Raw genomic sequence first — 4,052 nt, forward strand, 5'->3', positions numbered from 1 at the left:
CTTCTAAAGGACAATATAGTTAAAATATGGAAGGAATCCTATCTTGAGGATGGAGCAATATTGATAGATACGCCTAATGTCACACCTGAACCAGTCTTCAGGGCATCAGGTCATATTGCCAGATTTTCTGATCTTGCAGCCGAATGCGATAAATGCAAGACCAAATTCAAGCTTGAAACGCTATTGTCCTTTAATCATGTAAATACTATTCCATCTAATTTGGAGGAAGCCCGAGAAGTTGCCTCAATAACTCTATTGAAATGTCCCATATGTGGTAATATTGTTGATAATATATACGACTTCAACCTTATGTATAGAGTATCGGGCGATTATTACCTTCGGCCGGAAACTGCACAGGGTATATTTGTGAATTTTAAGCTCCTTTACAATTACAACAGGGGAAAGCTTCCCATGATTGTAGGCCAGCAGGGAAAAGGCTTCCGGAATGAAATATCCCCACGACAGAGCCTTATTAGGCTGAGAGAATTCAACCAGTGTGAGATTGAGGTTTTTCTTGACCCGGGAAATATGGAATTTAAAAGTCTTTATGATTACAAAAAAATCAGGATCAGACCAAACACAGGTGAAGAATCATATATTACAGTTAAGGAAGCTTTTCAGGATGGACTGATAAGCAGCCAGGCTTTTGCATATTTTGTGCTAAAGACACAGGTTATACTGGAAAGCATAGGAATAGACAGCAGCAAACTGAGATTCAGGCAGCATGATCCTGATGAGCGGGCACATTATGCTGCTGATTCGTGGGATGCTGAGGGCTTAATAGACGAGGACTGGTTCGAAATCGTTGGAATTGCTAACAGAACAAATTTTGACCTTAATAACCATCAGTCCAGTTCTGGAGAAACCATGAAAGTTAAAATAGATTCCAGGGAAGAAGTTCCATACGTGATAGAGCCTTCATATGGAATAGACAGAATATTATTGACCTTACTGTCACAGTCTCTTGTGAAACGGGATGGAAAGAATGTTCTCAAAATTCCCTATGAAATTGCGCCTTACCATATTGCAGTGTTCCCATTGATGAAAAAGGAGAATCTTAAGGCCAGGGCAGAATATATCTATACCGAATTGAAGAAATTTGATAAGTACATAGTATATGATGAGGCTGGAACAATAGGAAAACGGTATGCAAGACACGATGAAATTGGTACCCCATATTGCATAACTGTGGATTATCAAACACTGGAAGATGATACAGTAACTGTTAGATCAAGGGATACTACAGAACAGAAAAGACTGGGAATAAAAGAAATCCTGGACAGTAAGTTTATAAAATCATATATTTATAAAAATTAAGGTATTATTTATCCAGTATTATTATGCGTTTTTCTCTTTTATTCCTATATTCAATAGTAGTTCTGTATTTTGATCCACCCCTTCTGAATAGGATATCTGTGTTTCCCTTCATTTCAGAAACTCCCCTGATAAGATCCCTCATAGACCTTATATTTTTTCCCCCGAATGCGGTTATTACATCGCCGGACCTTATTCCAGCCTCGTAGGCAGGTGAATAGGGGTCTATCCTGGCGACCATCACACCATTTTCAGGGATGAGTCCATACCTCTCGGATACCGATTCGTTTATCTCTATCCCTGAAATTCCTATATAGTTTCTGTTGACTTTGCCGGTCTTGATCATATCATCAAGTTCTTTTTTCACCGTACTTATGGGTATAGAAAAGCCGATTCCGTTTGCCTGTGCTATTATTGCGGTGTTTATTCCAATAACCTTTCCAGCCATATCAACAAGAGGTCCACCACTGTTTCCAGGATTTATTGCGGCATCTGTCTGTAAAAGCCCCTCAAAAATAAAATCTGCCCATGGCATAGGCCTGTTTTTTGCGCTTATGACGCCCATAGACACTGTGTGTCCTCCCGGAAGACCAAGGGCATTGCCTATGGCCAGAACTATTGATCCAGTCCTTATGTTTTCTGAATCACCCAGTTCCATTACAGGAAAGCCATTACCCGGTATTTTTACAAGAGCAACATCTGTTTGTGGATCGGTACCCGCAATTTGCCCCTTATATTTCCTTCCATCGTTGAGGAGTACATCTACGGTTTCAGACCCCTCTATGACATGGTTGTTGGTAAGAATGTAACCATCCTGGCTTATGAGAAAACCTGAACCGGATCCTTTTACTGGAGACATGCCATATCCAAAATTTCCACTGTAGATAGTACTATTTATGCTTACAACAGCTCTGCTGGCTTTCTCTGCTATTTCTACCATATTGTTGTTCAATTCTTCTATCTGGTTCATGATAAGAGAATATAATGCATGTTTATATATTAGAAAGTATTATAAAATCAATTAGGTGAGTTTGAATTGACCTACTTAGAATTAAAAGAGATAGGTTCAGGAAAGGACTTTCTCAGTAAATATTCCGATATTATGCGTCTCTGGGCTATACCAGTTATCCTATCCATCGGTAGAAATGGAGAGGCGGGATTTAATCAGATAAAAAAAGAAGTAGGGAGGATTAATTCCACAACACTTTCGTCGACACTGGGGATGTTCGAGAAATACGGGTTTCTGGCCAGAGTAATAATACCTTCAAAACCGGTAAGGGTTAAATATTCGCTGACAGAGAAGGGAAGAAAATTTTATGGAATTTCACTGAATCTCGCTTCAATGATTGAAGATCTATAAATGGCAATATAATATTTAACGAAATATTTTGCCTATCTTTGTCCCACTTTAACACTACAGAGGATTCCTAATAACCCGAAAATGGCATCTTTCAATTCATTGACTCTTTATTGAAAAAGGCGTATCCGTCTGTGTTAACGGAAACCTATCAAGTTAGAGTTCTCTAAGAAACCTAGGTTTTTAGAAATCATCACCAGTATGCACTTCTATGGAATCTGTTGAACCGAACATGTCCATTGTGGAGAGTTCCACTATCCTTCTTGCCACTTCCATCATGTCTGGAGTTCCTTAATAACAGGTATGAAATCGTCAATTATTCCAAAATTCTCTGCATAACGGTACATTATGTATGGTGTGGATTCTACGATCCTCCTTACCTTCATTATCTTCTTAGATTCTTGGATCACCGTCTTTCCGTCAACCATGATCTACTTCCCAAGATACACAGGATCCTGTTTCACATCTTTAGTTCCCTTTACCCTGTGGTTTGTCACACGGTAAACATAGATACTTTTTCCTTTTGGAAGTCTTCGAATGAATGTTATGTAGTGTTAATTAGGGGAAAAGATAGGCTGTATACGGTGTTGCACCTGTCCTGCTGAAGAATGTTGGAAGGATAGAAAGTTTCCTGTTTGTGTACTTCCTTGCCCTGATGATCGAGAGCCTTATAGAGCGTGAGGTCAGGAATAACATGGTGAAAGGGGAGAAGAAATCCATACAGATATACCCGGAATTCAGGTCATGTGAATCGCCGACAGCGGACAGGGTACTGGGAGACTTCTCACTGGTACAGTTGAACTGGATCGAGGCAGGAGGAAAGACCGTGAAGAAATTCCTGCCGGAACTGACACAGAGGCAGAAAGATCTGCTGAGTCTGGCTGGTGTTCCTGTGGACTCATATCAGCATGACTGGAATGCCATTCCCAGCAGTTGAGAAATTCGAGGATAATGGTCTAAATTCATGCGGAAAGTAACTTTTATATATAATGTATTATTATTATTATTATTATGGATTCAAATATTTTAAATCCTACATATAAGGAATTGATTGCCATGGAGAAGTACCGTAACAATAATACGGGAATAAATTACAGCGATAAACCCAGAAATAACTGGCTTAAGGCAATAATATCAATATTTGCAATAGCAATGTTGCTTAGTATTATGGGAGTACCAATATACGATGGAGTATTAGCTTTGGAGGAAAATGCAATGCCGTACCAACTTGGAAATAGCCTAGAGGCAACAACTGCAACAAGTGGGCATATGGGAGATATAGTATACTATGAAATGACACACTTTGGTGCAAAACCTTCCGTTGCTGCATTGATATCAGATATAGATGGTGCATTAGCAGCGTTTGATCTAACTGCGTTGG

General features: G+C 39.4%; 6 protein-coding genes. 4 read left to right on the forward strand and 2 right to left on the reverse strand.

All coding sequences use genetic code 11. The features are described from left to right. Positions 1 to 1,317: glycine--tRNA ligase (locus tag AMDU4_RS02080; protein WP_290703917.1), on the forward strand; the 1,317-nt coding region annotated here is incomplete at its 5' end. Between the two features lie 4 nt (positions 1,318 to 1,321). On the opposite strand, the gene AMDU4_RS02085 is transcribed toward AMDU4_RS02080, so the two are convergent. Beyond that, positions 1,322 to 2,284: a S1C family serine protease gene (locus AMDU4_RS02085; protein WP_021786319.1), complete on the reverse strand. Its 963-nt coding sequence runs from the start codon at positions 2,282 to 2,284 to the stop codon at positions 1,322 to 1,324. Positions 2,285 to 2,350: 66 nt separating this feature from the next. Here AMDU4_RS02085 and AMDU4_RS02090 point away from each other — a divergent pair, with 66 nt between their 5' ends. Further along, positions 2,351 to 2,674, forward strand: coding sequence for a helix-turn-helix domain-containing protein (locus AMDU4_RS02090; protein ID WP_021786320.1), 324 nt, complete (start codon positions 2,351 to 2,353; stop codon positions 2,672 to 2,674). Between the two features lie 272 nt (positions 2,675 to 2,946). Here AMDU4_RS02090 and AMDU4_RS02095 read toward each other — a convergent pair whose 3' ends face one another. Then, entirely contained in the window at positions 2,947 to 3,099 is a 153-nt protein-coding gene (locus AMDU4_RS02095; protein ID WP_021786322.1) for a hypothetical protein, read from the reverse strand. Positions 3,100 to 3,326: 227 nt separating this feature from the next. Between AMDU4_RS02095 and AMDU4_RS02100 the strand changes: the two genes are divergently transcribed. Both AMDU4_RS02100 and AMDU4_RS02105 read left to right on the forward strand, forming a co-directional pair. Beyond that, on the forward strand, positions 3,327 to 3,608 hold the full coding sequence (locus AMDU4_RS02100; protein ID WP_021786323.1) for a hypothetical protein: 282 nt from the start codon (positions 3,327 to 3,329) through the stop codon (positions 3,606 to 3,608). A gap of 74 nt (positions 3,609 to 3,682) precedes the next feature. After that, the coding region (locus AMDU4_RS02105; protein WP_021786324.1) for a hypothetical protein at positions 3,683 to 4,052 on the forward strand (370 nt) is incomplete at its 3' end.

It is taken from the genome of Ferroplasma sp. Type II, assembly GCF_000496155.1.

What these genes read in the sequence shown, in the direction of transcription:
- AMDU4_RS02085 (WP_021786319.1), bottom strand. Translation starts at nt 2,284, where the DNA reads ATGAACCAGATAGAAGAATTGAACAACAATATGGTAGAAATAGCAGAG.
- AMDU4_RS02095 (WP_021786322.1), bottom strand. Translation starts at nt 3,099, where the DNA reads ATGGTTGACGGAAAGACGGTGATCCAAGAATCTAAGAAGATAATGAAG.
- AMDU4_RS02100 (WP_021786323.1), top strand. Translation starts at nt 3,327, where the DNA reads ATGATCGAGAGCCTTATAGAGCGTGAGGTCAGGAATAACATGGTGAAA.